This is a genomic window from Streptomyces venezuelae, assembly GCF_008642315.1.
Taxonomy (GTDB): domain Bacteria; phylum Actinomycetota; class Actinomycetes; order Streptomycetales; family Streptomycetaceae; genus Streptomyces; species Streptomyces venezuelae_D.
Genome location: NZ_CP029192.1, coordinates 8,523,839 through 8,549,448, shown reverse-complemented (window position 1 = coordinate 8,549,448; position 25,610 = coordinate 8,523,839). Strand labels below are relative to the sequence as shown.

The window sequence follows — 25,610 nt, the reverse complement described above, 5'->3', positions numbered from 1 at the left end:
GGGGCGTCCGGCACCGCACCGGCCCGGTGCCCAGGAGCGAACAGCGCTGACCCGCTGCTCGCCCCCTGGGCATCGGGCCGTTCGTGTGGTTGTCACCGACGTGCCAAGACTCCGGGCGGGGATGCGCATGCGCACACGTAGTGAGTTGCAAGATCGTGAACTACGTTGCACGAGCTCCACCCCCCACGCCCTCTCCCCCGGAGGAGAACCCTCATGCGTATGCCCAGACCGCAGCGCTCGGTGGCGGCCCTCGCCGCCGTCACGGGAATCGCCGCTCTCGGCCTCGGCGCGGGGCCGGCCGTCGCCGCTCCCGGCACCGGTGACCCGCTGCGCTACGTCGCCCTCGGCGACAGCTACAGCGCCGGGTCGGGCGTGCTGCCCCTCGACCCGGGCGCCCCTCTCCTGTGCGCCCGCACCTCGCTGAACTACCCGCACCTCCTCGCCCGCTCCCTCGGCGCCCGCCTCACCGACGTGACCTGCGGCGGCGCGCAGACGAAGCACTTCACCGTGTCCCAGTACCCGGGCGTGGCCCCGCAGTTCGACGCGCTGAGGAGCGACACGGAACTGGTGACGCTCACCATCGGCGGCAACGACAACAGCACGTTCATCAACGCGATCCTCGCCTGCGGCAGCGCGGGCATCCTCTCGGGCGGCAAGGGCAGCCCCTGCAAGGACCTCCACGGCAACAAGTTCAAGGACCAGATCGACGCGACGACGTACCCGGCGATCAAGAACTCCCTGAACCAGATCAAGGCCAAGTCCCCGCGGGCGAAGGTCGCGATCCTCGGCTACCCGTGGATCACTCCCGCGAAGGCCGTACCGGGCTGCTTCGCCAAGATGCCCATCGCCGACGGGGACGTGCCGTACCTCCGTGACCTGCAGGCGCACTTGAACGGCGCCGCACAGCGGGCCGCCGCGGAGACCGGCACGACGTTCGTCGACATGGCCGCCGCGTCCGACGCCCACGACGCGTGCCGCCCGGCGGGGCAGCGGTGGATCGAGCCGGTCCTCTTCGGCACGAACTTCGTGCCCGTACACCCCAACGCGCTCGGCGAGGCCGGGATGGCGAAGCAGACGGCGGCGGCCCTGAAACTGTCCTGACCGCGCGTGCTGCGATCATGATCGGGTGAACGGAACAAAGTGGCACAGCAGCAAGAACCGCACCCTGCGGACGGGGATGGGCGGCGCGCTGCTGCTCGCGCTCCTCGTCGGGTGCTCGACCGCCGGATCCGGCACGTCCGCCGGATCCGGCGAGGACGACGTGCGACAGCCGCCCGTGAACGCGACCTTCGACTATCAGCTGGGCGGCCCCTACAAGCCCCCCGCGAAGGTGCGCGCCGTCTCGCGTGACCGCACCGCCGACCCGGCCCCGGGCCTCTACAACATCTGTTACGTCAACGCCTTCCAGGCCCAGCCCGGCAAGCAGGCGGCGCGCTGGTGGCAGCGCGAGCACAGCGATCTCGTCCTCCGCGACAAGGACGGGCGGACGGTCGTCGACGAGGACTGGCAGGAGCCGCTCCTCGACATCTCCACGCCCAAGAAGCGCGAAGCGCTCGCCGAGATCGTCGGGGAGTGGATCGACGGGTGCGCCGAGGCGGGCTTCGACGCGGTGGAGCCCGACAACCTCGACTCCTACGAACGCTCCGACGGCCTGCTCACCACCGATGACGCGGCCGCCTTCGCCCGGCTCCTCGCCCGGCGCGCCCACAGCCAGGGCCTGGCCATCGCGCAGAAGAACACCACCGACCTGCTGGACCACCGGAAGCGGATCGGCTTCGACTTCGCGGTGACCGAGGAGTGCGCCCACTACAAGGAGTGCCCCGACTTCACGTCCGCGTACGACGGGAGGGTCTTCGACATCGAGTACGTGACGAAGGACTTCGACGCGGCGTGCCGCGCCTGGGGCAAGAAGCTCTCCGTCACCTTGCGCGACCGTGATGTCCGGCCGAGGGGCGAGGACGGATACGTGTACCGGCACTGCTGAGGCACCGGCACCCCGCACAGCGGTCAGGCCTCGTCCGCCCCACCTGCCCGTCCCGCCACCAGTGCCGCCAACTCCTCGGCCGTGCGCGGGCCTTCGGGCGTGCCGGTCGGCAGGCCGTGGGCCCGGAGGAGTTCGCCGACCGCGATGCCCCACGGCAGGTGCAGGCCGGCCTGGACGAGGAGGTCGCGGCGGGCCAGCATCTGCGCGGCCGGCCCCGTCCGTACGCCGGAGGGGGTGAGCAGCGCCACGTCGTCCGCCCAGCGCAGGGCCAGGTCCACGTCGTGGGTCGCCATGACCACGGTCGTACCGGTGTCCCGCAGTCCTTGCAGGGTGTCGAGCAGGCGTTCCTGGCCGTCCGGGTCGAGCCCGGCGGTCGGCTCGTCGAGGATGAGGACGCGGGGGCGCATCGCGACGGCTCCGGCGATGGCGGTCCGCTTCCGCTGGCCGTAGGAGAGCAGGTGGGTGGGCCGGTCGGCGAGCCGGGTGATGTCGAGGGCGGCGAGCGCTTCGGCGACCCGGGTCCGGACCTCCGGGTCGGGCAGGCCGAGGTTGAGCGGGCCGAACGACACGTCCTGCTCGACCGACGCGGCGAACAGCTGGTCGTCCGGGTCCTGGACGACCAGCTGCACGGTGGTGCGCAGTCGAGTCAGGCCCTTGCGGTCGTACGTGACCGGGGTCCCCTCAAGACTCAGGCTTCCCTCGGCGGGGCGCAGTCCGCCGCTGAGCAGACGCATGAGGGTCGTCTTGCCGCTGCCGTTGCGCCCCAGCAGCGCGAGCGCGCGCCCGTCGACGACGTCGAAGTCCAGGCCGCTGAGGACGGTGGGCCCGTCCTCGTACGCGTAGGCCGCCGCGCGCAGGGCGACGAGGGACGCGTGCGGTCCTGCGGGAGCGTCCGGCTCACGCAGAGCCCTCGGCTCGCTCATGGGAGGAACCTTTCCAGTACGAGGGTGAGGGCCGCCAGGCCCACGAGAAGTGCCGCACCCGCCGCGATGAACGGGCGGGAGATCCGGGCCTCGGGCACGAGGACACGCAGGGTGCCGTCGTAGCCGCGCCCGGCGAGACCGGCCTGCAGGCGGCTCGCCCGGTCGAAGGCGCGCACGAACGCGGTGGCGCCGAGACCGGCGAGCGAGCGCCAGGTGGCGGCGCGGGTGGTGTGGCCGAGACGCGCGGCCTGCGCCTGCCGGATGCGGCTCATGGAGTCCAGGAGCAGGAAGCTCATCCGGTACGTGACGAGTGCCACGTCCACGACGGGTGCGGGCACGCCCGCCTTCACGAGGCGCGGCAGCAGGTCGGACATGGGGGTCGTGAAGGCGAACAGGAGCACGCCGAGCGAGGCCGCGGAGGTCCGCAGAAGCAGTCCGCCCGCACGCGCCGGGCCGCCTTCCGCGAACGTCACGAACCCGTCGGGGCCGCCCACTTGGACGAGCAGGGTGAGCGCGCCGCTGACGCAGAAGCCGAGCGGCACACGGTAGGCGCGCCACAGTTTGCGGGGCGGGACGCCCGCGGGGCCGAGCAGCAGGACGAGTGCGGCGGCCAGCACCAGGACGGCGCCCGGCCAGGGCGGCAGCGAGACGGCGAGAACGGTGAGGCCGAGTCCCAGCACGGCCTTGTCCACGGGGTGGCGGCGGCGCCAGCGACTGCTGTGCGCCGCCGCGTCGATGGGCAGCACGCCGGGTCAGACCTGCTCGGTCTCGGCCTGGCCGCCGTCCGCGACGACCGGCTCCCGCTCCCCGGAGGACTCGGCCCGCGTCTCGGCGTGTGCCTGCTCGGCGCGTGCCTGTTCCGCGCCCTGCTTGCGGCCCTTGCGGAGCCCGAAGTAGTAGGCGAGGACGCCCGCTCCGAGGGCCGCCTGGAGGGCGAAGAGCGCCGACTCGACCTCGCCGGACGGGGGTTCGTACAGCGGCGAGAACCACGGCTCGTAGTCCGGCTTGATCTCGGTGATCGCCGTCTCCGCCTGGGCGTCGGCGCCGGCGAACGGCTCCTCCTCGTCGTCGCCGAGTCCGAGCGCGAGGGGCAGCACGGCGAGTGCGGCCACGATGAGGAGCAGCACAGTGTTGATCTTGGCATTACGGCTCATCAGGCACTGGCCCCCGTCTGCGTCTCGGTCGGCTTGGTCGACCCCTTGGGCTCGGCCGACTCCGTGGGCTCGGCCGACTCCGTGGGCTCGGACGTCACGGTCGGCTGCTTGCGCTGCAACAGCACGCCGAGGCGGGTGAGTTCGCCCTTGCTCGACTGCACGAGCAGCCGCATCACGAGGACGGTGAGCAGGCCTTCGCTGACCGCGAGCGGGATCTGCGTGACGGCGAAGATGCCGCCGAACTTGCCCAGGGCGCCCAGGAAGCCGCTGCTGGGGTCGGGGAACGCCAGGGCCAGCTGGACGCTGGTGACGCAGTACGTGGACAGGTCGGCGACGAACGCGCCGAAGAACACGGCGACCATGAGCGGCACGTCGTACCGCTTGAGGAGCCGGTAGACGGCGTATCCCGCCCAGGGCCCGACGATCGCCATGGAGAAGACGTTGGCGCCCAGGGTGGTGAGCCCGCCGTGGGCGAGCAGCAGCGCCTGGAAGAGCAGGGTGATCGTTCCGAGCACCGTCATGATCGGCGGCCGGAACAGGATCGCCCCGAGCCCGGTCCCCGTCGGGTGTGAGCAACTGCCCGTCACGGAAGGGATCTTCAGGGCGGAAAGGACAAAAGTGAAGGCCCCGGAGGCGCCGAGGAGCAGCGTGCTCTCCGGGTGTTCCTTGACTTCACGGGTCAGGGAGCGGACTCCGTGGACGACGAACGGCGCGGACGCTACGCCCCAGGCGATCGCGTGCGCCGGTGGGAGGAAACCCTCGGCTATGTGCATGGCTCGGCAGACCCTCTCCAGCACCTCGTGGATGGACAACGCGCCTTGGCCGGTCTCCTGGCTGACGGGTCGTACCGACCGGACTCCGCCTTCCCGGGTACGTGCGTACCCAGTGGCTGCCGCGAGGGCTGGAGCCGGACTTCCCGATCACAGTGGCGAGGGCCGCACCGGCATCACACCGGATTTCCCGTTCACCAAGGCGTGGCGACATTAGTGCGCATCAGACGTGCTGACAACTTGCGCGCCGGTCGCGTCGGTGGCAAGCACGAGCGCGCACACCGTCGCGTACGCCCCTGTTCAGCAGCTGTGACGGGTCGGACGGGGCCCGGGCGCGGGCCTGCGGACGTTCAGGCTCCGGTGTCCGGCGGCGGGGGCGGCTTCGGTGCTCCGCGCGGGGGTGCGATCTTCGCGTAGGAGATCGGTGCGCCGTCGGCCGCCGGGGCGTTCTCCGTGGCGCGGGGTTGGTCCGGCGGCAGCAGGGCGTCGCGGCGGGCGCCGGGGTCCCAGCCGGTCTCCACGACCCGCTTCTGGACGACGATGGCGCCGACGAGCACGGCCGCACCGGTCAGCAGCATCAGGACGATGCCGCCGGTCTCCCCCGTTTTCGCCGCGTAGCCGACGAGCGTGCCGAACCACCCGAAGTCGGCGTCGCCGAAGGTCGTGTTCTCGTCCCCGAATGCGCCGAGGACCTTCAGGAGGAGTGCGGGCAGGAACGTGATGAGGACGCCGTTGACGAAGGCGCCGACGGCCGCACCCCGGCGGCCGCCGGTCGCGTTGCCGTAGACGCCGGCGGCGCCGCCGGTGAAGAAGTGCGGGACCAGGCCGGGCAGGACGAGCGCGAGCCCGAAGGCGGGATGGAAGATCCAGGCGAGCAGGCCGAGGCTGACGAGGCCGCCGACGAAGCTGGAGATGAAGCCGACGAGGACGGCGTTCTGCGCGTAGGGGAAGACGATGGGCGCGTCGAGCGACGGCACCGCGCCGGGCACCAGTTTCTGGGCGATGCCCTGGAAGGCCGGGACGAGTTCGCCGAGGATCGTCCGGACGCCGAAGAGGATCACGGCTACGGCGATGCCGAACTGGAGGCCCTGCATGACGGACTGCATGACGTAGTCGCCGACGCCGCTCGCACCCGCCGCCCCGCTCTCCCCGAAGGCTTTGAACGCCTCCTCCTTGCCCACCTTGGCCAGGAAGACCAGCGACATGATCAGGTAGATCAGCACCATGGACAGGGCGGTCGCGACCATCGAGTCGCGCAGGAAGCGCAGGCCTTCGGGGAGGTCCATCTCCTCGGTGCTGCGGCTGCGGCGGCCCACCAGCTGCCCCGTCGCGCCCGCGGCGATGTACCCGGCCGTCCCGAAGTGTCCGATCGCCACACTGTCGTTGCCGGTGACGCGCTTGGTCCAGGGGTGCGCGAAGGCGGGCAGGGAGACCAGCAGGATGCCGAGCAGGACGCCTCCGACGACGACCACGACCCACGAGGACTGGCCCGCGATGGCCAGGACCATGGTCAGCAGGGTGGCCATGAACAGCATGTGATGGCCCGTCAAGAAGACGTAGCGCAACGGGGTGAAGCGGGCGAGGAGCAGACTGATGGCGAAGCCGAGGATCATCAGCCAGGCGACGCGGGCGCCGTACTGCTCCTGGGCGATGCCGACGATCGCCTCGTTGGTGGGGATCACGCCGTGCGCCCCGGTGGCTCCCTGGATCATCTCGCCGAGCGGGGCGAGGGCGCCGACGACGAGGGTGGCGCCGGCTCCGATGAGCAGGAAGCCGAGCGTCGCCTTGATGGCTCCGCCGACGATCTGCCCTGCCGACTTCTTCAGCGCGATGAGGCCCGCGGCCGTGATGAGGCCGATGAGATAGGCGGGTTGGCTGAGGATCTCGTTGACGAGAAACTCGGCGATCGACACGAGCCAGTCCATGGTGGGTTCTCTCTCCTTGCCCGGTCCGCCGGTGCCACGGCGTCCGCGGCGTCCGGTCAGACGTCGTAGGTGTCCCTCAGGACGCGGTCGGCCTCCGTGGCGCTGGTGAAGTCCTCGACGACCTTCACCGGAACGCCCACGTCACCGAGGGTCCTTGCGATCTCCCGCGAGGTGAGGATGGCGACGGCCTCGTTCGCCTTGCCCTTGGCCGAGATGGTGTCGGTCGCCTCGACGGTGACGTACCGGTCCCATCCCCAGCGGTCCAGGACGCCCTCGACGGTCTGCTTGAGGAACAGGCTCGTGCCGACGCCGTTGCCGCACACGGTCAGGATCTTGTGCAGGTCCCCGCCGCGCGCGGCCCCCTTCCGCGGCGCCTGCTCCGCTCTCCCGCCCCCGCCGAGGATGGCGTGCACGGCCTGCGGGGTGGGTGCCTCGCGCAGGGCTCTCGCCGTGTCGGGGTCGGCGAGCAGCCGGGCGAGCGCGCCCATCGCCGCCGTGTGTTCGGAGGCGTCGCGCGCGGCGAGGCCGACGACGAGCTCGACGGGGTCGTTCGTCTCGTGGCCGAACTCGACGGGGGCCGCGAGCCGCACCCAGGACATGCCGGTGCGCAGCACGGCGGGCGAGGGTCTGGCGTGTGCGAACGCAAGGCCGGGCGCGATGACGATGTACGGCCCGTTCTCCTGGACGTTCTCGATCATCTCCGCGGTGTACGTGTCCGTGGCGGCGCCCGTCGCGACCATCAGGTCACCGGCGCGCCGGACGGCCTCGCGCCAGTCGGCCGCGGGGACGTCGAGGGACACGGCTTCGACGGGGAGGATCTCGTTCAGCGCTGCCATGCCCATGATTCTCTCCGACGCGCACGGCCCGGCACGTCCGCAGCGCCGTTCGGGGCGGCGCCACGCGGGCCGTCCCCCGAAAAGAGTGACCGGGCGTCGGTGGATGGCCCAGGCGTGATTGGCCCTACCGGCGGCCGAGGTACATCTGCGGCTGCCGCCCCGCCACGAATGGAGACGCCTTGAAGGCAGCATCGAGAGCCCGGGCCACCCGCCGCACCCGCATCGGCGCGAAAGTGCTCGCGCTGGTCGCCACCGCCTCGCTCACCGTGGGAGCCCCCTCGTACGCGAGCGCCCCCTCCCCCGAGGACGCCCCGGCGCCCCGGACCACCTCGCCCTTCACCGGACAGTCGGCACGGCAGAACCCGGTCCTCGCCGTGAAGTTCGACAACGCGCGCCGCGCCCGGCCGCACACCGGTCTCGACCGCGCGGACATCGTCTACGTGGAGAAGGTCGAGGGCGGCATGAGCCGTCTGATGGGCGTGTACTCCAGCAAACTGCCGAAGGCCGTCGGGCCGGTGCGCAGTGCGCGCGAGTCGGACATCGAGCTGCTGCGCCAGTTCGGGCGGCCCGCTCTCGCCTACTCCGGGGTGCGCAGCGCCCTGCAGAAGGTGCTGCGGAACTCGCCGCTGTACGCGCGCTCGCACGGCCGCGTGCCGGGCGCGTACTTCCGCCACAGCGGGCGCCCCGCGCCGCACAACCTCTTCGTCCGCCCGAAGGCCCTGCTGCGCTCGGCGCCGCGGGCCACCCGTCCGGCCGACATCGGCTTCCGGTTCGGCCCGGCTCCGGCGGGCGGCGCCCGCACCGCCGCGCGGACCGTCAGGTACGCGTCCGCGAGCCACACCTTCCGCTGGTCGCCGCGGCAGGGCCGCTGGCTCGCGTCCTTCGACGGCGCCCCGGCCCGCAGTTCGTCGGGGCGGCAGCTCGGTGCCCGCACCATCGTGATCCAGTACGTGAACATGCGTCCGTCGCGCTTCAAGGACGTCAACGGGGCGGTGACGCCGTACATCGAGACGGTCGGCCGCGGAAAGGCGACGGTGCTGCGCAACGGCAAGCGGTACGCGACGCGCTGGGAGCGTTCCACGGCGACGGGGGGCACCACGTTCACCCGGCCGAACGGTGAGCCGATGCCCTTCGCCCCCGGCCAGGTCTGGATGGTCTACGCGGACCGCCGCTGACTGCCGGGCCGCGCCCCGGGAACGACCGAGCGGGCCGGTCGGGACTCCCCCCACTTGTGGGGTGTCCCGACCGGCCCGCTCAGCGAGGACCGCGGTGGGTCAGCGGCCCGCGGGGGCCAGTTCCCGGTCGGTCTCGGCGTCGGGCGCCGGGGTGTCGCCGAGGTTCCTGTGGAGCTTCTCGCCCTCCACGTCCACGTTCGGCAGCGCCTTGTCCAGCCAGCGCGGCAGCCACCAGGCGGACTTGCCGAGCAGCGCGAGGACGGCGGGCACGATCGCCATGCGGACGACGAAGGCGTCGAAGAGGACGGCGATGGCCAGGCCGAAGCCCATCATCTTGATCATGTCGTCGTTCTCCATGATGAAGCCGGAGAAGACGCTGATCATGATGATCGCGGCCGCGGCCACGACCCGTCCGCCGTGGGTGAAGCCGGTCACGACCGACTCGCCGGGGCGCGCCCCGTGGACGTACGCCTCGCGCATCCGGGTCACGAGGAAGACCTCGTAGTCCATCGCCAGACCGAAGACCACACCGATCATGAAGATCGGCATCATGCTCATGATCGGGCCCGGCTGGTCGACGCCCACGATGTCGGCGAGCCAGCCCCACTGGAAGACCGCGACCACGGCGCCGAGCGCGGCGGCCACCGAGAGCAGGAAGCCGAGGGCCGCCTTGAGCGGGACCAGGACGGAGCGGAACACCAGCATCAGGAGCAGGAAGGCGAGTCCGACGACCAGGCCGAGGTAGGGCAGGAGTGCGTCGTCGAGCGTCTGCGAGAAGTCGATGGTCATCGCGGTCTGGCCGGTGACCAGGATCTCGGAGCCTGTGTCGTCGCCGATGCCGTCGGCGGTCGACCGGATCGACTTGACCAGTTCCTCGGTGTCGTGGTCGCTCGGGCCCGTCTTCGGGATCACGTTCAGGATCGCGGTGTCGCCCGCCTTGTTGGCCTGGGCGGGGGTCACGGCGGCGACACCGTCGATCTTGGCGATCGAGTCGCCGACGGTCTTGGCCGCGTCGGCGACGCCGGAGTCCTTGCTGACCGTGACCATCAGCGGGCCGTTGAAGCCGGCGCCGAAGGACTGGGACAGCATGTCGTACGCCTTGCGCTGCGTGGTGTCCGGCGCGGACGAGCCCTCGTCGGGCAGGCCGAGCTCCAGGCTCGCGGCGGGCACGGCCACGGCACCGAGGCCGAGGACGGCGACCAGGAGCACGGAGAGCGGGTGGCGCAGGACGAAGCGCGCCCAGCGGGTGCCGAGCTTCGGCTTGGCGTTCGGGTCGGACAGTTCGCTCGCGGACTTCTTGCGGTCCTTGCGGCGCAGCACCTTGCGGCCCGCGAAGCCGAGCAGCGCGGGGATCATGGTGAGCGCGATGAGGACGGCGATCACGACGGTGCCCGCTGCGGCCAGACCCATCTTGGTGAGGATCGGGATGTTGACGATCGCGAGGCCCGAGAGGGCGACGACCACGGTGAGGCCGGCGAACACGACGGCGGATCCGGCGGTTCCGGTGGCCCGGCCCGCGGCTTCCTCCGGTTCGCGGCCCTCGGCTATCTCCGCTCGGTAGCGGGAGACGATGAAGAGGGCGTAGTCGATGCCGACGGCGAGGCCGATCATCATCGCGAGCGTGGACGTCGTGGCGGAGAGGTCGAGGGTGCTGCCGAGCGCCGCGATGCCGGAGATGCCGATGCCGACGCCGATGATCGCGGTCAGGAGCGGCATGCCCGCGGCGACCAGCGAACCGAAGGTGAGGATCAGGACGACCGCGGAGATGGCGATGCCGATGAGTTCGGCGCTGCCGCCCATCTCCTGCTCGGCCATGACGGCGTCACCGCCGGTCTCGACCGTGAAGCCCGCGTCGCGGGTCTTGTCGGTCGCCGCGGTCAGGGCGTCCCTGGCCTTGTCGGTGAGCTCGGAGGCGGTGACCTTGTAGGTGACCGAGGCGTAGGCGGTGGTGCCGTCCTTGCTGACGGCGTTGGCCTTGAAGGGGTCGTCGACGCTCGACACCTGCGGGCCCTTGCCTATGGTGTCGACGAGCCGGTCGACCTCGCTCTTCTGCTGCCCCTCGGTGAGCTTCTCGCCCTTGGGGGCGCGGATCACGACGCGGGCGCTTGCTCCGTCGGCGCTGGCGTCGGGGAAGTGCTCCTCAAGGCGGTCGAAGGCCTTCTGCGACTCCGTTCCCGGCATGGAGAAGGAGTCCTCGGGCGGGGCGGGAGCCGCCGAGGAGGCGAAGATGGCCCCCGCCAGGGCCACGACCCACAGCAGCGCCACGTAGCGGCGCCGCCGGAAGGCAAGGCGGCCTAGTTTGTACAGGAACGTAGCCACGGCGAAGGGGACTCCCGTCGGGTTCGGCAGGCATGGATGACCCACTGCCGAGGCGATCGCCACACGTCAGGGGGTCCAGCAGGATTTCCCCTCAATCTTCACCGCCCTTTGAGGTGAGCAAGTCCGCCTGCGAGCCGGACTATCGACCCACGCTCGCTGTACTGCGTCGCGCGGAGTGTCATCCCCTGGGAGGAGAGCGGATCTCGCTTTCTAGGCCACAGGGTGCAGTCACGTGTCAACGGTTTCTTCACCATTGGCGCGGAATATGCGACTCCCCTTGTGCCGCGCCGCAGCTCGGCCCGCATACCTGCACTACACACACATCTGCGCGGCGAGGCGACAGATACGGCCGGTGGCCGGAATTCGCCGCTGTGGCTCGCCCGAGCCGTCCGCGCGTCAGCGTTCGAGGACCGCCGCGCCGTCCGCCGCCTGCTCGTCCGCCCTGGCGCGGGCCACCGCGGCCCGCGCGTCCTCGCCCAGCGCGTCGGCGAGGCGGGCCTGGGCCAGCCAGTTGTACGGGCAGACCGGGCGCAGGCTGATGCGCTCGCTCAGCAGGGTGCGGGACAGCTCGTGGCGGCCGGCGCGCAGCGCTGCCTCCAGCAGCGTCTTGTGCACGGCGTCGCGCTGGGCATGACTCCCTCCGTATTCGCCCAGGCGGTGCCGTACGGGGAGCAGGAGGTCCACGGCCCGGTCGTAGTGGGCTTCCCCGTACGCGATCAACGCGCGGCACACGGGCAGCCCGATGTCCGCGGTCATGGCGTGGTTGGACACGCCGGAGCCGCCGCACGCGACGTACCGCTCACGCGCGCGCACCAGCCGTTCGGCGTCCGCGCTACGGCCCGCGCCGACGTACGCCATCACCGCGTGCACGTCGTTGAAGGCGTAGTACGCGCCGTCGTGACGGGCGGCCCAGGCGTCGGCGAGCGGCCCCCATCGGTCCCCCGTGTCCTGCCCGGCCAGCCGCAGCCGCCACAACAGGGCGGCCGCGTCCAGGAGTTCCATCGCCGCTCCCGTCGACTCCGCGTGGTGCAGGGCCGCGTCGTAGATCTCCAGGACGCGCGTGGTGTCGCCGGCCTCGAGGGCGTAGAGGCAGTAGTGCCACCAGTTGTGCACATTGAGGTAGTTGCCGGTCGCCCAGTCCGCGGTGCGGGCGTCGAGGTAGCGGATGCCGTCGGCGAACCGGCCCTGCATCTCGTAGGTGTGCACCACGGCGTGGATGCCCCAGACGTCGTGCGGCCTGCGCTCGACGGCGGCGAGTCCGATCTCCCGCGCCTGTTCGTAGTGGCCCGACTCCTCGAGCCCGAAGGCGTACATGCCGAGGACGGGGCCGTACTGCGGGTCCGACGCGTCCCAGGCGGACAGGGCGCCGCCGATGCGGTCGCGCAGGCGCCCCGCGTTGCCGGTGAAGAAGTCGATCTGGTGGCCGACGGCCAGCGCCAGCACGTCGCGCGGGTACTCCACGGAGATCTCGCCGAGCACCCGGCCCGCCTGGTGGAGGTCGCCCCTGAGCCAGGAGGTGGCGGCGGCGACGTGCATCCGCTCGCGCGGTGTCATCTCGCCCCGGTGCACATGCTCCTTGAAGCGTTCGAACACGGCGCGGGCGTCGGCGGCCTCCTTCTCCTCGGTGCCGAGCAGGCCGAGGTGGGCGGCGAGTACGTGGCCCATGACCGAGCGGGGCGCGGCGGCGAGCAGCTGCCGGGACGTGTCGGCCACGTCGGCGCGGAAGAACAGGAGGTGTTCCAGCGCCTGTTCGTAGAGGGCCACGGCCTCGGTGCCGGTGCGGGACATGGGGTGGCCGTGCCGGTCGCCCGCCATGGTCGGCTTCGTTGCCATGGTCGGCTCCTTCCGCGGGGAGACGCCGGACGGTCCGGTGGGCGGCCGCCGGGTGGGAGCACCAATCCTGCCCGCCGCGAGGGCACTTGACGCCCCGCCGCCGACGCGGAACCCGTCTCGGGGCGCCCTGGAGGCACTCTGGCATCACCGCTTCGGGCGGCCTACCTTGGCAGCGGTTGACGCACCACTCGAACGGCTTGTCACGCACTTGTCCCTTTTTCTTCCGGCAAGAGGCACGAGGTGAGCCATGTTCCTCCGTCACAGACGCCCCAGACGTACCGTCCCTGGATCCGCCACCACCCGTCCGCGTCGCCGCCCGGCGCGTCGCGCCACCGTCCTGGTCGCCGTCCTCGCCGCCATGGCGACGGCCGCCGTGGGGACCGCCCGCGCGACGCCCGACGCCACCGAGCGCGCCGCCGACCGCGGCCGGCCGTCCCTGGTGCGGCCCATCGACCCGCAGAACTGGCGCAATCCCGACGACATGACCTGGAACGAGTACCGCTCCGTGCCCGGCACCGACTGGGCGAACCCCGACATCGAGCCCACCGACCGGACGTTCAAGGGCGCTCTCGTCCTCCTCGACTATCCCGACGAGGAGTTCACCCTCAGCAGGCCCGCCGGGTCGACCGTCTTCGGCAATCCGCAGAGCACCGCCTCCGACGTCCCACGCGACCGTCTCCCGCAGTTCTACGAGGACTTCCTCAACAAGCCCGGCGCCCTCAACCGCGGCCACACCATCAACGAGTACTGGATGGAGGACTCCGGCGGCCGCGTCGGCGTCGACCTCAAGGCCTTCGGTGTGTACCGGATGCCGTTCAAGTCCTTCCAGTACGGCATCGAGCCCGGCATGAATCCGGGCGCCTGCCCCGTCGACAGCACGTGCGGCAAGGACATCCGCGCCAACGGCAAGGCGGCCTGGATCGCGCAGGTCGGCGAGGCCGAGGCGGCGAAGTACGACTTCGTCTTCTATCTCACCGCCGGGCAGGACGAGTCCTCCACCTGGCAGGAGTTCGGCCAGATGAAGTTCGGCTCGGAGGGTCAGGTGCCGGGCACGTGGGGCCCGCCGTCCCCCATCCTCTCCGGCGGCAACGCCGCCACGACGCGCTACGTGCCGTGGACCTCCTGGCAGGCCGCCGCCCGTATCTGGCCGAACGCCGTCACCGGCTCGTCGACCCAGGCCGAGAGCTCGGGCATGGGGGTGTACGCCCATGAGCTCAGCCACATACTGGGCATCGGCGACAACTACAACAACCCCTACGGCAAGCCCCTGAGCCGCGCCTACACCGGCATCTGGAGCATGCTCTCGCGCGGCTCGTTCAACGGCCCCGGCGGACCGCACACCCGCTGGAAGATCCCGGCCACCGAGGGCGGTTCGATGGGCTCCCAGCACATCCTGCGCGACAAGCTGAAGCTCGGCATCGTCGACGAGAAGAACGTGCTGCGCCTGGACCGCGACGCGCTCGACGAGTCCGGCGTGGTCGTCGCCAAGGTCACCGCCCGGTCCGCGCCGCCCGGCGAGCGGGGCCTGTCCGGCGTCAACATCGCCATGTCCCGCGACCTCTCCCCCGCCTGCGACCGCGCCACCGACCCCCTGTGCGACGGCGGCGGCTACGAGAACTACACGGTCGAGGTCGTGGACCGGATGGGCATGGACTCCTTCACCCCGGACAACGGCGTGCTGATCACGAAGACCAAGAACCAGGACCGCGCCCCGTTCGCCTGGGTGGTCGACGCCCACCCCGAGGACATCGACATGGTGGACTTCACCCGCCCCGACGGCACCGAGCAGAAGATCACCATGGGCGACTACCGGCAGCTCAGCGACGCCCTCTTCCACGCGGGAACGGACTCCGGCAGCTCCTACGAGTACGTCGACCGCGCCAACCGTCTGCACTTCTACGTCAGCGACATCCGGCGCGACCGCGCGGGCGTGCTGTCGTACACGATCGCCGTGAAGTCGCTCGACGGTGCGGGCCCGCAGCGCCGCGGGGCCGCGCTGCACCGCGGCGAGGCCTCGGGCAACCCCGTGAAGGGCCGCGCGACCTGCACCTTCCCGCTGACCAACACGGGCCGCGCCCTCGCCGACCCGCCGGGTGAGCACCCCGAGAACGCCGCACGCTATCTCGACTCCGACGTCTACCGGCTCTCCGCCGAGGCCTCGGGCCGCGGCTGGTCCGCCTGGCTGCCCAGCGAGCTGGCCACGGCCAGGGCGGGCTCCACGGTCGACGTGGACGTCGCCGTCTCCGCGACGGCGAAAGCCCACGCGAAGGGCCGCCTCACCCTGACCGCCCGCTCGGTCAGCGACCCGCACAAGACGGCCACGGCCACCTGCGCCGTCAGCAAGAAGGGCGGCCGCTGACGGAAACCCACGCGAGTTCTTCCGCCGCCAGCCCCGCGGTCCGTCAGTCCGGCTGTCCGTCAGTCCGCGGGCCGCAAGGGGCGGAAGAACTCGCGCAGTTCACGGGCGACCTGCTCGGGTTCCTCGTGCGCCATGAAGTGACCGCCGCGCCCCGGGGTGCTCCAGTGCCGCAGGTCGGTGAAGACGCGCTCGGCGAGGCTCTTCGGGTAGTGCGCGAACGCCGGTTCGTGGCTGAGGGTGATGGCCCCCGGCACGGTGATGGAGCGCACGGGGGTGTGGTGCCGTACGTAGTCGTAGTACTGCCGGAAGGACGAGCCGATGCTGCCGGTGGCCCAGTAGAGGGTGGCGACGGTCAGCACGGTGTCCTTGTCCCATCGCGCCTCCAGGTCGCCGTCGCAGTCGCTCCAGTCCCGGTATTTGTCGACGATCCAGGCGAGCAGTCCCGCCGGTGAGTCCCGCAGCGCGGCGGCGAGCGTGTCGGGGCGGGTGCACATGATCTCGCTGTAGCCCTGGTCCTCGGCGTCGTACGCGTCCAGGTGGTCGAGGTAGGCCTGCTCCTCGGGGGTCGGCGGCCGCGTGTCGAAGTCCGCGGGGAGCACCGCGGAGGTGACGTGCACGCCGACGACGTGGTCCGGGTAGCGGGCGCCCAGCCACTGGGTGACGCCGCCCCCGATGTCCCCGCCGAAGGCGCCGAAGCGCGCGTGGCCGAGGATGCGGGTCATCAGCTCGTGCCAGATCCCGGCGACGCCCCTGCGGGTGAACGGCCCTTCGGGCAGCCCGGAGTGGAGGAAGCCGGGCAGGGACGGCACGACGACGTCGAACGCGTCGGCGGGGTCGCCGCCGTGGCTCCCCGGGTCGGCGAGCCGCCGCGCGAGGGGCAGCATCTCGACGTAGCTGCTCGGCCAGCCGTGGCTGAGGACCAGCGGCAGCGGCGCGGGGGCGCCATCGGGCCGTACGCCGCGCAGGTGCACGAAGTGCACACGGGCGCCCGCGATCTCGGCGACGCGGTGCGGGAAGGTGTTGAGCGCGGCCTCGGCGGCGCGCCAGTCGAAGCCGTCCGCCCAGTAGGAGACGAGTTCGCTCAGGTAGCGGGGGTCGGTGCCCGCGGCCCAGTAGGTGGAGTCGGAGGCCGCGGTGTAGAGGGTGCGGCGCAGGCGGGTGCGCAGGTCGTCGAGGACGTCGTCGGGGACGGAGACCTGAAAGGGCGTAGCGTTCACGGTGGAGCGGTTCCTTTGCTCAGGAGGATGCGACGTTCGGTCGCGGGGGGCTCTCCTGGCGGGGGCGTCGCGTCTGCGATGCAGGGTGTCCGGCGTGGGACGTCAGACGAGGTCGCGGACGCGGGCCGCGGGCAGGAGGGCCCGGACGGGGTGCTGCGTGCTGTGTCGCGCGGTCATCGGGCTCACCTCCATGCGTCTCTCGTGCCGCTTCGCGCCGGGTGCGGCGCGTGCGTCGTCGGCGATCATACACACGTACGACCGTGCGCCACCGGTGAATTGGCACCCGCTCCCGACGGCGCTCTCGCCGTCCTACGGAAGTCCTAGGACCCCCGGACGGCGCCGATGCCGTCCGGGGTCCGTGGCCGCGGCACCGCACCCCCACCACACTGGTGCGCATGGACACCGAACAGATCGACGCCTACCTGCGGCGCATCGGCGCCGAGCGCCCCGCCGCCCCGACCTCGCGGGCCCTCCGCGACCTGCATCTGGCGCATCTGCGCAGCGTTCCCTTCGAGAACCTCTCGATCCACCTCGGCCAGGACATCGAGCTCACCGACAAGGCGCTGGTGAGCAAGGTCGTGGACGCCCGCAGGGGCGGCTTCTGCTACGAACTCAACGGCGCTTTCGCCGCGCTCCTCAAGGCCCTCGGCTTCGACGTCACGCTGTTGCAGGCCCGGGTGTACGACGACGCCGGGGAGCTCGGCATCCCCTTCGACCACCTCGCCCTGCGCGTGCGCACGGAGGACGGCGGCGACTGGCTCGCGGACGTCGGCTTCGGTGCCCACAGCGAACGGCCGCTCGCCTACGCGGACCGGGGCGAGCAGGCGGACCCGGCGGGCACCTTCCGCATCACGGAGACTCCGGACGGCGACCTGGACGTCGTCAGGGACGGCAAGCGGCAGTACCTGGCCGAGCCGAGGCCGCGCGCGCTGGCCGACTTCAGGGCAGGCGCCTGGTACCACCGCACCTCGCCCGATTCGCACTTCACGCGGTCGCTCGTCTGCTCCCGCCTCACCGAAGGCGGCCGCGTCACGTTGAGCGGGCGCACCCTGACGACGACCGCGGGCGGCGAGCGCGACACCATCGAACTGGCCACGGAGGCGGAGGTCCTCGCCGCGTACGAGCAGCACTTCGGCATCGTGCTGGAGCGGGAGCCGCAGGTACGCGGAGGCGAGTGACCGGTTCGCCGTGTGGCGATGAGTTCCGGGCGGTGCGACGGTCCACCTAGGCAGACAGGAAAAGCGGACGGGACCGCCGCGCACACATCAGGAGAGTGCCATGCCCACGATCACGCCAAGCCTCTGGTTCGACCTGCGGGGCGAGGAGGCGGCGAACTTCTACGTCTCGGTCTTCCCCAACTCGGAGATCACGAGCATCTCGTACTACGGCGAAGGCGGCCCGCGCCCGGCGGGCACCGTCCTGACCGTGGAGTTCGTCCTCGACGGGCGGCCCTACACGGCGCTCAACGGCGGGCCCGACTTCACGTTCAACGAGGCCGTCTCCTTCCAGATCCTCTGCGCCGACCAAGCCGAGGTCGACCACTACTGGTCCAGGCTCTCCGAGGGCGGCGAGGAGGGCCCCTGCGGATGGCTGAAGGACAGGTTCGGCCTGTCCTGGCAGGTCGTCCCCACGGTGCTCAACGAGCTCCTCACCGACCCGGACGCAGAGCGGGCCCGGCGCGCCATGCAGGCGATGCTCGGCATGAAGAAGCTGGACGTGGCGGCGCTGCGGGCGGCCGCCGACGGCAAGGCGTAGCGCCCGCCGTCGGCACCGCCTCAGGCCGTCCCGCCCCGGCCGGACATCGCGCCGATCTGGCGCATGACCGACAGGACGTCGACGACCGCCCAGGTCTCGGCCACCCGCCCGTCGACGAAGCGGGCGATCACGATCTCCTCGTAGCTGACGGACTTCCCGGTGGCCGCGACACCCAGATAGGGCCCTTGATGGGTGCCGGTCACCGTGTTCCTGCACACGACCTTGTCCCCCTCGGCGATCACGTCCTGGACGGCGACGTGCAGATCGGGAAAGGCCCGCAGCAGGAGCCCCCACACGTCCTTCATCGCCTGCTTCCCCGCCGTCCCGGTCGGCGCCGGCGTCCCGATCCGTACGTCCGGCGCGAAGAACTCGTCGACCGCGTGGTCGACGGCCTCCTTGTCGCGGCTGTTCATCGCCGCGTGCAGACGGCCGAAGGTGTCCTTGTTCCTGGCTGCCAGGTCTGCCGGCATGTCGTGCCTCCTCGTCCGGGCCACGCACACGGAGGCGCGGTCTCACCGTGGAGACGGAGGTGCTACCGCTTTTGTGACACGACCAGGCGCCAGTTCGGGCTGCCGTCCGGGCGGCGACCGAAATCCTCCAGCGGCAGCAGACGCACGTCGAAGCCCGCGTCCGCGAGGTCCTCGCGCACCCCGCCGAGCGGGAAGGTCCGGTAGTACATGACGAACGGCGGGCGCCGCACGAGGTTGCGGGCGCGCATCACGCCGTCGAAGCCGAGCAGCGCCCAGTACCAGGGCGACGTGAAGGGCTGCGGGGCGCCGATGGGGAACGCGAAGAGGCCGCCCGGGCGCAGCGCCCGGTGTACGCCTGCGAACAGGGCGGGGCGCTCGGCGGGCAGGAAGTGGCCGAACGCGCCGAAGCTGACGGCGACGTCGAAGCCGGCGTCGAAGCCGCCGCAGGACGGGAGGGCGCGGGCATCGGCCCGTACCCAGTCGACCGTGGGCCCGCCCGGGCCGCCGGCGTCGCCCGGCACCGCTTCCTCTGCGGCGGCCAGCATGCCCGCGCTGAAGTCCACCCCGGTGACCCGCTCCCGGCACAGCGGCAGCAGCGCCTCGACGCCCGCGCCGGTTCCGCAGCACACGTCGAGGCCCGCGTCGAAGGGGCCGAGGGGGCGCAGCGCGGCGGTCGTCGCCGCCAGGAATCGGCCAGGCGTACGGAAGGGTGTGCGGTCGAACTTGGGGGCGAGCAGATCGTACCCGTGCTCGGTGGACGACAACGCCTGAACGGCGAGCTCGCGCAGCGTGGGACCCTGGGAGGAGAACATCGTCTCCAGGGTAGTCAGCGGGGCGGTGGGCCGGGTCCGCGGCGGGGTGGTGCCGTGGCCGGATACCGCCACGAGGTCTATCGGGGGTGGCGAGGGTCCGGTAGGAGTGCACGTCTGCCCCAGACCCTTTCCTCGCTCCCGGAGGTGCCCCATGGCCGCAGACCGGCACAGGACAAGCAATGCGTCGGGCAAGACCCGGTTCGACGACATCTACGACCAGCCGGACCCGCGTGCGTACTTCCGGACGCTGGCACCCTTCGCGTACGAGATACCGCAGCACGCCCAGTCGGTCTTCCGCCGCACCCGTGATCTGCGCGCCCGGGCGGCCTGCGACGGAGGCCCGGTGACCGTCCTCGACCTGTGCTGCTCGTACGGCATCAACGCGGCGCTGCTCAACCACGACCTGACGCTCGCCGACCTGTACGCGCATTACACCGGTGAGGAGGCCGCCGCGCTGACTCCGGCGGAGATGATCGAGCGCGACAAGGACTTCTACGCCTCGCGTCGGCGCTCCGACGCCACCCCGGTCATCGGTCTCGACATGGCGGCGAACGCGACGCGCTACGCCCTGGACGCGGGCCTGCTGGACGAGGCGTACGCGGAGAACCTGGAGCGGCATCCGCCCAGCTCCGGGCTGCGTCGCGCGATGGCCCGCACCGGTCTGATCACGGTCACCGGGGGCATCGGCTACATCTCGCACCACACCTTCGACGCGCTGCTCGACTGTGCACGGCTGCCGGTCTGGGTCAGCGCGTTCGTGTTGCGTACGGTGCCTTACGGGCGCATCACCGAGACTCTCGCGGCACACGGCCTCGACACCGTCACCGACTCGTCGCGGACCTACACGCAGCGGCTCTTCACCAGCCCCGAGGAGCAGCGTGACGCCGTGCGGCAGGTGGTCCTCGCGGGTGAGGATCCCGAGGGATACGAGTCGGAGGGCCGGTATCACACGCGGCTCCACGAGTCGCGGCCGCGCACGGCTTGACCCCGCCCGCGCGACCCTCGGCACGGCAGGGCCCGCCCCGCAGGCCTCAGAGCGTCAGGGCGTAGCTGATCCCCGGGCGGCCGTCGAGGCGGATGTTTCCGACCGGTACGAAGCCGGCCCGCGTGAGCACGGTCTGCGAGGCGGGGTTGTCGAGCGTCGTCGCGGCGCGCAGCCCGGTGAGACCGTACGCGGTGCCGGCGAGGCCGCACAGCTGCCGGACGGCCCAGGTGGCCAGCCCCTGCCCGGCGGCCTTCTCCGCGATCCGGTAGCCGAGCTCGGCACCGCCGTCCGCCACGTCGACCAGGTTGACCCGCCCGAGGATCTCCCCGCCGTCGCCCACCAGGACGTGGAAGAAGCAGTCACCCATGGCCTGCTCGGCAAGACGGGCGCGGCACGTCGCGTCGAAGTCGCGGAAGAAGGCGTCTCCTCGGTCGGGGACGGAGGCCGCGAAGTAGGCGCGGTTGGTCTCCTCGAAGGCGCGCAGCGCGGGCACGTGGTCGGCGCGGAGGAGTTGCAGGTCGGGGCGTGTCTCGGGGCCGGGCATGGGAGAACTGTAGTGAGCCTTGCCGAGCGTGCCCGGGTCAGTCCGCGTCCGACGGCTGCGCGTGCTCGTACAGCGCCACCAGCACGCCGTGCACCGGCTCCCCCGCCGCGTCCTCCTCGGTCTCGTCGACCAACCGGGCCAGGGTCTCGCCGAGTTGGCGTGCCTTGTCCGGGCTGAGGCGGACGTGGCGCAGGGACAGTGTCGTCCGCTCGGACCTGCCGAGTTCGTGGGCCACGGCTCCGAGCATCGCCGCCGTCCCCTCGGCCCGCGGTTCGGCGACGTCCATGCGCTCGCCCACCCGCTGGTAGTACTGCTCGGTGCCGCCTCTGACCTTGCGGGTCTCGGCGACGTGGACGAGCCCGGCGGTCCGCAGCACCTTCAGGTGGTGGGCCACATTGCCCTTGCCCGTGCCGAGCCGTGCGGCCAACTGGCTGATGGTGGCGGGGCGGTGGCCGAGCAGGAAGAGCAGGCGCTGCCGCATGGGATGCGCCAGCGCGGCATGCTGTTCCGGTGACTCGATCGCGAGGACTGGTTGCGGTGGGGACTGCTGTTGCTGCTCGGGCATGCGTCAAGTGTCCAATCTTCTTGACGCTTTGGAAAGAGTCCTGCTGTACTCCCCTGCCATGACGACTGCCACGCACCACCTCGACGTCGCCCCCATCATCGAAGCGACCGGTCAACTCCTGCTGGATCACTACGTGTTCCCCGAGACCGCCGAGCAGCTCGCCGCCCTGCTGAGACGCCGCCTCGCCGACGGCGCGTACGACGTCGAGGACTCCGCCGCGCTGGCCGGTCTGGTCACGGCGGACCTCCAGTCCCTCAACGGCGACCTCCACCTGCGCCTCAAGCACCACGCCGGCCCGGTGCCCACCGAGCAGGGTGCGGCCACTCTGGCGAGGATGCGCGAGGAGTTCGACTCCACCCTGGGCGGCGCGCCCCGCGTGGAGCTGCTCGGGGGCGGCGTCGCCCTGCTCGGACTGGCTCCTGCCCTGTTCCCGCTGTCATGGTCCGCCGAGCCGCTGGGGGCCGCGCTCACCCTCGTCGCACCCGCCGACGCCCTCATACTCGACCTGCGGGCCAACACCGGCGGGGACCCGGACACCGTCGCCTTCGTCTGCGCTCACCTGTTGGACGGACGCACCCACCTGAACTCCATGTACTGGCGCGACGGCGACCGCCTCGAACAGTCCTGGAGCCCTGCGCACGTGCCGAACGCGCGCTTCGGCGGCAGCAAGCCACTCTACGTCCTGACGAGCGCCCGCACGTTCTCCGCCGCCGAGGAACTCGCCTACGACCTCCAGCAGTTGGGCCGGGCCGTCGTGGTCGGGGAGACGACGGCCGGCGGCGCGCATCCGCGCGAGGGCTGGACCGTGCATCCGCACCTGGAGGCGACGATCCCGGTGGGCCGGGCCGTCAACCCCGTGTCGGGCACCAACTGGGAAGGCACGGGCGTACGCCCCGACGTGCCCTGCGCCGCCGAGGAGGCCCTCGACCGTGCGCACGCGCTGGCCGAGGCGAGGCTCGCCGCCGAACCGGCCGACGAGCCCCACCCTGCGAAGGTCACCCCGGAGCAGGAGCAGACAGCTTGAGCGCCGCCTGCGCTACGACGCGTCGCGGACCGTGCCCGTGATCACCGGGCCCGGCTGCGGCCGCCATCCCGTGTCGTAGACGTAGAGCTGGGCCTTGAGGGACTCCTCCGGCTCGCTCACCTCGCCCTTGAGGGTGGGGACGGTGACTTCGGCGGACGTCTCACCGGCGGGCACGCTCACGAACACACCCCGCGCCTGCCCAAGTTTCGAGATCCCCCTCTCCGGCCGGGGTTCCGCGCCGAGCTCATTCCGCAGCCACTGTGGGTCGACGTACAGCGTGCTCAGCTCCGGCGCCGGATCGTCGTTCAGCGCCATCACCCCGCCCCGGCAGGAACCGACCACCACACCCCGCACCGCCTTGACCAGCGCGTCGTGCCCGGTGTCGTAGTCGTAGCGGTTGCCTGCCAGGATGCGGTCATGCACATCTACGAAGAGCGGCTGAGCGTCCCCCGCTCCTGGTGGGGTCTCGTCGCCCTCGGCGGAGTGGGTCTTGCCGTGGCGGCGATCCCCTTCGGCGCGCTCGCCGCGGCGGTCGCGGCCGCCCTAGGCATCGCGGTGTCCGCCACACTCGTGCACCTGCACGGCAGGGTGCGCATCCTGGTGACGCCGGGGTCCCTCGTCGTCGGCAAGCGGGTCATCCCCATCGAGGCGCTCGGTGCGACGGAGATCCTCGACGAGCGGGAGGCCTTCGAGTGGCGCACGGCCAGGGCGAACCCGTACGCGCTGCTGCTCCTGCGCTCCTACGTCCCCACCGCGCTCCGCATCGAACTGCCCACCGCCTGGGGCGGCGCGCCGTACGTCTATGTGTCGACGCGACAGCCGATGAACCTGGCGGCCGTGCTGGCCTTCTCCCGGGGGTGACCGCACGCTGGTGCCGTGACGGATCAGGAGAACGACCTCAGCGCGGCCCGACTTCCCGCTCCGCTTCCCTCGCCCCTCCCCTGGTACGCACGGCCCGCCGCGCGCGCGTGGACCTGCGCCGCCCCCTCGCCGGACGCCCGCGCGTTCCACGCGTCACTGCCCCGGTACGCCTCCACGACCCTGCATGAACTCCCCTTGCTCGCCGCTGAGTTGACGGTGGCCAGGGTCTTCGTGAAGGACGAGTCCTCGCGGTTCGGCCTGCCCGCCTTCAAGGCGCTCGGCGCGTCCTGGGCGATCGACCGGATCCTCGCGCGCGACGCGCACCGCGCACCGGGGCCCGGCGGCGCGCGAACACTCCGGTTCGTCACCGCGACCGACGGCAACCACGGCCGTGCCGTGGCCCGGATGGCCCGGCAACTGGGCAGGCGTGCACATGTCTTCGTGCCAGATGGGGTGCATCCGGCCGCCGTGGCCGCCATCGAGGGTGAGGGCGCCGAGGTCACGGCGGTGGCCGGTTCGTACGACGCGGCGGTGCGCGACGCGCGGGCCGCGGCGGCCGCGCCGGACGCGGTGCTCGTCCAGGACATGGCGTGGGACGGGTACGAGGAGATTCCGGCACTGGTCGTCGAGGGGTACGCGACCCTGTTCGCCGAGGTCGACGCGCAACTGGAGGCGGCGGGCGCGGAGTCGCCCGCCCTGGTCGCCGTGCCCGTGGGTGTGGGGTCGTTCGCCCAGGCGGCGGTCACGCATTACCGCAGCAGGGCGACTGTCGGTCTCCGCAGCGGGGCGACTGCCGGTCTCCGCAGCGGCCGCGGCATGGAGACCGCGCTGCTGGCGGTGGAACCCGTGGGCGCCGCTTGTGTCCTGGCGAGTCTCCGCGCCGGTCGGTTCACGCGCGTACCGGCAGGTGTCACGGCGATGGCCGGGCTGAACTGCGGGACGCCTTCCTCGCTGGCGTGGCCGGTGCTCCGCGACGGCCTGGACGCGGCCGTCGCCGTCACCGACGCCGAGAGCATGTCCGCCGTTCGCGACTTGGCGGAGCTGGGCGTCTCCGCGGGACCGTGCGGCGCCGCCTCACTCGCCGGAGTGCGCGCCGCCCTCACGGGAACCGGCGGTGCCGAACGCCGCGCCGCACTGGGGGTCGGGTCCGACGCGACCGTCGTCCTCATCAGCACCGAGGGAGCAGCCGCCAATCCAGGGCTGTAGCCGCCGAAATGCCAAGGATTCGTATGGATGACGGGCGAATCAGCGATGATTTCCGGACGATGCAAGTAGTCGAAGCAAGAACCAATTTTACGTTTCCGCAGGTCAGCGGTTGGTTCTTGGTTATACCATTGCCTTTCGTCCACATGCTGGACAGGTGACACGGAACCGCTCCCACCACCCCTGAGCTGCCCGAACGAGCGTACGGTCACCGCTCACTGGAACGCCACATCCGGAAATCGACCATCCGTATGGCAATCACTCTCCGCACCGGCAAGACTCCTCACCGCAGTCACCAACCGCATCGATCGAAGGAGAGTTCACCATGCGTCGCACCCTCAAGGCCGTGGGAGCAGCCGCGGCGGCGGCCACCTGCGTCCTCGCCGCGACGGCAGGCACCGCGCAGGCCGAGGCCCCGAAGACGGAGAGCCTCTACGCACCGTCCGCCCTCGTGCTGACGGTCGGCCAGGGCGAGAACGCCGAATCCGCGGCGGTGGAGCGCGCCGTGACGCTCACCTGTACACCCCGGCCCGGCGGCACCCACCCGTCGGCGGCCGCGGCCTGCGCCGAACTCGCCAAGGTCAACGGGCAGTTCACCCAGCTCGTCGGCGCCTCGTCCGACGCCATCTGTACCAAGGAGTGGCGTCCGGTCACCGTGTCCGTCGCCGGTGTCTGGAACGGCAAGCACGTCAACTGGACCAGCACCTTCGCCAACCAGTGCACGATGAAGGCGGGTCTCGGGGAGGGTGCGGCACTGACCTTCTGACGGGATCACAGACCCTGACCACACTCAGGGGAAGTCCCGGTGACCTTTCGTGGGGGAAGGCGGCCGGGACGCGGGGCGGCCCCCGGTGTCGGGCGACACCGGGGGCCGTAGTGTTTCCACCGGTACCAGC

General features: G+C 71.6%; 26 protein-coding genes and 1 riboswitch. Of the genes, 11 read left to right on the top strand and 15 right to left on the bottom strand.

Annotation, left to right across the window (positions count from 1 at the left end):
- Nucleotides 1–219: 219 nt before the first annotated feature.
- Together DEJ48_RS37745 and DEJ48_RS37740 are read left to right on the top strand one after the other, a co-directional pair.
- Nucleotides 220–1,101, top strand: a complete 882-nt coding sequence (locus tag DEJ48_RS37745; protein ID WP_150221632.1) for an SGNH/GDSL hydrolase family protein — start codon at nt 220–222, stop codon at nt 1,099–1,101.
- A gap of 76 nt (nt 1,102–1,177) precedes the next feature.
- Nucleotides 1,178–1,984 carry an endo alpha-1,4 polygalactosaminidase gene (locus DEJ48_RS37740; protein ID WP_150221631.1) on the top strand — a complete coding sequence of 269 codons (807 nt, stop codon included), beginning with the start codon at nt 1,178–1,180 and terminating at the stop codon, nt 1,982–1,984.
- A gap of 23 nt (nt 1,985–2,007) precedes the next feature.
- Here DEJ48_RS37740 and DEJ48_RS37735 read toward each other — a convergent pair whose 3' ends face one another.
- From DEJ48_RS37735 to DEJ48_RS37710, 6 genes are all read right to left on the bottom strand, one after another.
- Nucleotides 2,008–2,907: an energy-coupling factor ABC transporter ATP-binding protein gene (locus DEJ48_RS37735; RefSeq protein WP_190537837.1), complete on the bottom strand. Its 900-nt coding sequence runs from the start codon at nt 2,905–2,907 to the stop codon at nt 2,008–2,010.
- On the bottom strand, nt 2,904–3,653 hold the full coding sequence (gene cbiQ / locus DEJ48_RS37730) for a cobalt ECF transporter T component CbiQ (RefSeq protein ID WP_150220596.1): 750 nt from the start codon (nt 3,651–3,653) through the stop codon (nt 2,904–2,906). Before cbiQ ends, DEJ48_RS37735 begins: the two co-directional genes overlap by 4 nt.
- Before the next feature lie 6 nt (nt 3,654–3,659).
- On the bottom strand, nt 3,660–4,061 hold the full coding sequence (locus DEJ48_RS37725; protein ID WP_150220595.1) for an energy-coupling factor ABC transporter substrate-binding protein: 402 nt from the start codon (nt 4,059–4,061) through the stop codon (nt 3,660–3,662).
- Nucleotides 4,061–4,834 carry an energy-coupling factor ABC transporter permease gene (locus DEJ48_RS37720; RefSeq protein WP_150220594.1) on the bottom strand — a complete coding sequence of 258 codons (774 nt, stop codon included), beginning with the start codon at nt 4,832–4,834 and terminating at the stop codon, nt 4,061–4,063. Before DEJ48_RS37720 ends, DEJ48_RS37725 begins: the two co-directional genes overlap by 1 nt.
- A gap of 29 nt (nt 4,835–4,863) precedes the next feature.
- Nucleotides 4,864–5,048, bottom strand: a riboswitch (cobalamin riboswitch).
- Between the two features lie 133 nt (nt 5,049–5,181).
- Nucleotides 5,182–6,756 (bottom strand): PTS ascorbate transporter subunit IIC, encoded by a 1,575-nt coding sequence (locus tag DEJ48_RS37715; protein ID WP_150220593.1) that lies wholly within the window; start codon nt 6,754–6,756, stop codon nt 5,182–5,184.
- 56 nt (nt 6,757–6,812) lie between these two features.
- Nucleotides 6,813–7,592 carry a PTS sugar transporter subunit IIA gene (locus tag DEJ48_RS37710; RefSeq protein ID WP_150220592.1) on the bottom strand — a complete coding sequence of 260 codons (780 nt, stop codon included), beginning with the start codon at nt 7,590–7,592 and terminating at the stop codon, nt 6,813–6,815.
- Nucleotides 7,593–7,771: 179 nt separating this feature from the next.
- Here DEJ48_RS37710 and DEJ48_RS37705 point away from each other — a divergent pair, with 179 nt between their 5' ends.
- Entirely contained in the window at nt 7,772–8,767 is a 996-nt protein-coding gene (locus DEJ48_RS37705; protein WP_150220591.1) for a DUF3048 domain-containing protein, read from the top strand.
- A gap of 99 nt (nt 8,768–8,866) precedes the next feature.
- Here the strand turns inward: DEJ48_RS37705 and DEJ48_RS37700 are convergent, their stop codons facing one another.
- Entirely contained in the window at nt 8,867–11,086 is a 2,220-nt protein-coding gene (locus tag DEJ48_RS37700) for an MMPL family transporter (RefSeq protein WP_150220590.1), read from the bottom strand.
- Between the two features lie 396 nt (nt 11,087–11,482).
- A complete protein-coding gene (locus tag DEJ48_RS37695) occupies nt 11,483–12,901 on the bottom strand; it encodes a tetratricopeptide repeat protein (RefSeq protein ID WP_150221629.1) in 1,419 nt (472 codons plus the stop codon).
- A 265-nt stretch (nt 12,902–13,166) separates the two neighbouring features.
- Here DEJ48_RS37695 and DEJ48_RS37690 point away from each other — a divergent pair, with 265 nt between their 5' ends.
- Nucleotides 13,167–15,278 carry a M6 family metalloprotease domain-containing protein gene (locus DEJ48_RS37690; protein WP_190537835.1) on the top strand — a complete coding sequence of 704 codons (2,112 nt, stop codon included), beginning with the start codon at nt 13,167–13,169 and terminating at the stop codon, nt 15,276–15,278.
- Nucleotides 15,279–15,337: 59 nt separating this feature from the next.
- Here DEJ48_RS37690 and DEJ48_RS37685 read toward each other — a convergent pair whose 3' ends face one another.
- Together DEJ48_RS37685 and DEJ48_RS39980 are read right to left on the bottom strand one after the other, a co-directional pair.
- Entirely contained in the window at nt 15,338–16,495 is a 1,158-nt protein-coding gene (locus DEJ48_RS37685) for an epoxide hydrolase family protein (protein WP_150220589.1), read from the bottom strand.
- Between the two features lie 102 nt (nt 16,496–16,597).
- Complete coding sequence (locus DEJ48_RS39980) at nt 16,598–16,741, bottom strand: hypothetical protein (RefSeq protein WP_190537834.1); 144 nt, start codon at nt 16,739–16,741, stop codon at nt 16,598–16,600.
- 149 nt (nt 16,742–16,890) lie between these two features.
- Between DEJ48_RS39980 and DEJ48_RS37680 the strand changes: the two genes are divergently transcribed.
- Together DEJ48_RS37680 and DEJ48_RS37675 are read left to right on the top strand one after the other, a co-directional pair.
- Nucleotides 16,891–17,673 carry an arylamine N-acetyltransferase family protein gene (locus DEJ48_RS37680; protein ID WP_150220588.1) on the top strand — a complete coding sequence of 261 codons (783 nt, stop codon included), beginning with the start codon at nt 16,891–16,893 and terminating at the stop codon, nt 17,671–17,673.
- 100 nt (nt 17,674–17,773) lie between these two features.
- Nucleotides 17,774–18,250 carry a VOC family protein gene (locus tag DEJ48_RS37675; protein ID WP_150220587.1) on the top strand — a complete coding sequence of 159 codons (477 nt, stop codon included), beginning with the start codon at nt 17,774–17,776 and terminating at the stop codon, nt 18,248–18,250.
- Nucleotides 18,251–18,270: 20 nt separating this feature from the next.
- On the opposite strand, the gene DEJ48_RS37670 is transcribed toward DEJ48_RS37675, so the two are convergent.
- Nucleotides 18,271–18,720 carry an ester cyclase gene (locus DEJ48_RS37670; protein ID WP_150220586.1) on the bottom strand — a complete coding sequence of 150 codons (450 nt, stop codon included), beginning with the start codon at nt 18,718–18,720 and terminating at the stop codon, nt 18,271–18,273.
- Nucleotides 18,721–18,782: 62 nt separating this feature from the next.
- Nucleotides 18,783–19,532 (bottom strand): class I SAM-dependent methyltransferase, encoded by a 750-nt coding sequence (locus DEJ48_RS37665; protein WP_150220585.1) that lies wholly within the window; start codon nt 19,530–19,532, stop codon nt 18,783–18,785.
- A gap of 151 nt (nt 19,533–19,683) precedes the next feature.
- Between DEJ48_RS37665 and DEJ48_RS37660 the strand changes: the two genes are divergently transcribed.
- On the top strand, nt 19,684–20,517 hold the full coding sequence (locus DEJ48_RS37660) for a hypothetical protein (RefSeq protein ID WP_150220584.1): 834 nt from the start codon (nt 19,684–19,686) through the stop codon (nt 20,515–20,517).
- A 46-nt stretch (nt 20,518–20,563) separates the two neighbouring features.
- Here DEJ48_RS37660 and DEJ48_RS37655 read toward each other — a convergent pair whose 3' ends face one another.
- A complete protein-coding gene (locus DEJ48_RS37655) occupies nt 20,564–21,061 on the bottom strand; it encodes a GNAT family N-acetyltransferase (RefSeq protein ID WP_150220583.1) in 498 nt (165 codons plus the stop codon).
- 37 nt (nt 21,062–21,098) lie between these two features.
- The gene (locus DEJ48_RS37650) at nt 21,099–21,626 is read right to left on the bottom strand and encodes an ArsR/SmtB family transcription factor (protein ID WP_150220582.1); all 528 of its coding nucleotides are present in this window, start codon (nt 21,624–21,626) and stop codon (nt 21,099–21,101) included.
- Nucleotides 21,627–21,684: 58 nt separating this feature from the next.
- Between DEJ48_RS37650 and DEJ48_RS37645 the strand changes: the two genes are divergently transcribed.
- On the top strand, nt 21,685–22,650 hold the full coding sequence (locus DEJ48_RS37645; RefSeq protein WP_150220581.1) for a S41 family peptidase: 966 nt from the start codon (nt 21,685–21,687) through the stop codon (nt 22,648–22,650).
- A gap of 12 nt (nt 22,651–22,662) precedes the next feature.
- Here the strand turns inward: DEJ48_RS37645 and DEJ48_RS37640 are convergent, their stop codons facing one another.
- Nucleotides 22,663–23,073, bottom strand: coding sequence for a hypothetical protein (locus tag DEJ48_RS37640; protein ID WP_150220580.1), 411 nt, complete (start codon nt 23,071–23,073; stop codon nt 22,663–22,665).
- Between DEJ48_RS37640 and DEJ48_RS37635 the strand changes: the two genes are divergently transcribed.
- The 3 genes from DEJ48_RS37635 (at nt 23,068) to DEJ48_RS37625 (ending at nt 25,480) form a co-directional block, all read left to right on the top strand.
- Nucleotides 23,068–23,511, top strand: a complete 444-nt coding sequence (locus DEJ48_RS37635) for a DUF3093 family protein (protein ID WP_150220579.1) — start codon at nt 23,068–23,070, stop codon at nt 23,509–23,511. The genes DEJ48_RS37640 and DEJ48_RS37635 overlap by 6 nt on opposite strands.
- 15 nt (nt 23,512–23,526) lie before the next feature.
- Complete coding sequence (locus DEJ48_RS37630; RefSeq protein ID WP_150220578.1) at nt 23,527–24,717, top strand: pyridoxal-phosphate dependent enzyme; 1,191 nt, start codon at nt 23,527–23,529, stop codon at nt 24,715–24,717.
- Between the two features lie 322 nt (nt 24,718–25,039).
- Nucleotides 25,040–25,480 (top strand): SSI family serine proteinase inhibitor, encoded by a 441-nt coding sequence (locus DEJ48_RS37625; RefSeq protein WP_150220577.1) that lies wholly within the window; start codon nt 25,040–25,042, stop codon nt 25,478–25,480.
- The last annotated feature ends 130 nt before the right edge of the window (nt 25,481–25,610 follow it).

Bases quoted from the DNA above. Each gene is read 5' to 3' on its own strand.
- DEJ48_RS37660 (WP_150220584.1), top strand. From the start codon at position 19,684: ATGGCCGCAGACCGGCACAGGACAAGCAATGCGTCGGGCAAGACCCGG.
- DEJ48_RS37665 (WP_150220585.1), bottom strand. From the start codon at position 19,532: ATGTTCTCCTCCCAGGGTCCCACGCTGCGCGAGCTCGCCGTTCAGGCG.
- DEJ48_RS37695 (WP_150221629.1), bottom strand. From the start codon at position 12,901: ATGGCGGGCGACCGGCACGGCCACCCCATGTCCCGCACCGGCACCGAG.
- DEJ48_RS37650 (WP_150220582.1), bottom strand. From the start codon at position 21,626: ATGCCCGAGCAGCAACAGCAGTCCCCACCGCAACCAGTCCTCGCGATC.
- DEJ48_RS37740 (WP_150221631.1), top strand. From the start codon at position 1,178: ATGGGCGGCGCGCTGCTGCTCGCGCTCCTCGTCGGGTGCTCGACCGCC.
- DEJ48_RS37715 (WP_150220593.1), bottom strand. From the start codon at position 6,756: ATGGACTGGCTCGTGTCGATCGCCGAGTTTCTCGTCAACGAGATCCTC.
- DEJ48_RS37720 (WP_150220594.1), bottom strand. From the start codon at position 4,834: ATGCACATAGCCGAGGGTTTCCTCCCACCGGCGCACGCGATCGCCTGG.
- DEJ48_RS37680 (WP_150220588.1), top strand. From the start codon at position 16,891: ATGGACACCGAACAGATCGACGCCTACCTGCGGCGCATCGGCGCCGAG.
- DEJ48_RS39980 (WP_190537834.1), bottom strand. From the start codon at position 16,741: ATGATCGCCGACGACGCACGCGCCGCACCCGGCGCGAAGCGGCACGAG.
- DEJ48_RS37625 (WP_150220577.1), top strand. From the start codon at position 25,040: ATGCGTCGCACCCTCAAGGCCGTGGGAGCAGCCGCGGCGGCGGCCACC.
- DEJ48_RS37635 (WP_150220579.1), top strand. From the start codon at position 23,068: ATGCACATCTACGAAGAGCGGCTGAGCGTCCCCCGCTCCTGGTGGGGT.
- DEJ48_RS37645 (WP_150220581.1), top strand. From the start codon at position 21,685: ATGACGACTGCCACGCACCACCTCGACGTCGCCCCCATCATCGAAGCG.
- DEJ48_RS37725 (WP_150220595.1), bottom strand. From the start codon at position 4,061: ATGAGCCGTAATGCCAAGATCAACACTGTGCTGCTCCTCATCGTGGCC.
- DEJ48_RS37690 (WP_190537835.1), top strand. From the start codon at position 13,167: ATGTTCCTCCGTCACAGACGCCCCAGACGTACCGTCCCTGGATCCGCC.
- DEJ48_RS37670 (WP_150220586.1), bottom strand. From the start codon at position 18,720: ATGCCGGCAGACCTGGCAGCCAGGAACAAGGACACCTTCGGCCGTCTG.
- DEJ48_RS37655 (WP_150220583.1), bottom strand. From the start codon at position 21,061: ATGCCCGGCCCCGAGACACGCCCCGACCTGCAACTCCTCCGCGCCGAC.
- DEJ48_RS37745 (WP_150221632.1), top strand. From the start codon at position 220: ATGCCCAGACCGCAGCGCTCGGTGGCGGCCCTCGCCGCCGTCACGGGA.
- DEJ48_RS37675 (WP_150220587.1), top strand. From the start codon at position 17,774: ATGCCCACGATCACGCCAAGCCTCTGGTTCGACCTGCGGGGCGAGGAG.
- DEJ48_RS37735 (WP_190537837.1), bottom strand. From the start codon at position 2,907: ATGAGCGAGCCGAGGGCTCTGCGTGAGCCGGACGCTCCCGCAGGACCG.
- DEJ48_RS37710 (WP_150220592.1), bottom strand. From the start codon at position 7,592: ATGGCAGCGCTGAACGAGATCCTCCCCGTCGAAGCCGTGTCCCTCGAC.